Genomic DNA, 758 nt, shown 5'->3' on the forward strand with positions numbered 1-758 from the left:
CTGATGTTGATTGATAAACATACGTGGATACTTACTGTTTGCTGATGAAATCAACGGAGTTATAAAAGGATTGGCCCCTGCGCCGCTTGGCGTAAAAACGTCATTTTTGGTTGTTCCGGGCAGACCTGCATTTTTCGCTGCTTCGCCAATTTCCTGAAGAAAAGGCGCTATGTTGATCCCTTTGCTGATGAGCAAATTACAACACTGATCTTTATTCTTGCTGTAAACTGCCGATAGTATAGCTTCACGGGTCTGGCTGGCGTATGCGGGGTCTTTACTCGCACTACCTCTAATATCTATATCATTGAGCGTTTGAAGCATAAAATCTTTAACGACTTTATTTGTCAACACTGCCCGGCCCTCAGATGCGCTTCCTCGGTGAAAGTGTGTTGCAGAAGACTCAGTGTTCTTATGCGAAATAAAACGTTCCGATAATTTTGACCTTAATTCGATGAAGTGATTTTTTACTGCGAGAATACTTTTTGCTAAAGAATTTTTCTCGGTTGATTTTTCTTTTAGTAGTGTGGTTTCCTGTTTTTGGATTCTAAAATTTTGGGGAGATAAAGTTATTTTTGTCACGGTAATGATCCTTTTATATGTACATAACTCATTTATATATAGATAGCAGGAATACTTTTATTTTTTATAGCAAATGCTATGTCCATCTGATTGATGAATTAGAAAAAATCGGCTGATTCAATTAATGCTACAAATAGTACTATTTTTATTTTCCAGAAACTTTCAAAAAAAGTCCTTTT

Annotated in this window: 1 protein-coding gene; it reads right to left on the bottom strand. The window is 36.8% G+C overall.

Annotated elements, in window-relative coordinates:
- Positions 1 to 579: SPI-1 type III secretion system guanine nucleotide exchange factor SopE (gene sopE, locus ACLJPE_RS23150; protein WP_410966024.1), on the bottom strand; the 579-nt coding region annotated here is incomplete at its 3' end.
- Positions 580 to 758 lie beyond the last annotated feature (179 nt).

This window comes from Salmonella sp. SAL04196 (assembly GCF_046550835.1).
GTDB classification, from domain to species: Bacteria; Pseudomonadota; Gammaproteobacteria; order Enterobacterales; family Enterobacteriaceae; genus Salmonella; species Salmonella enterica.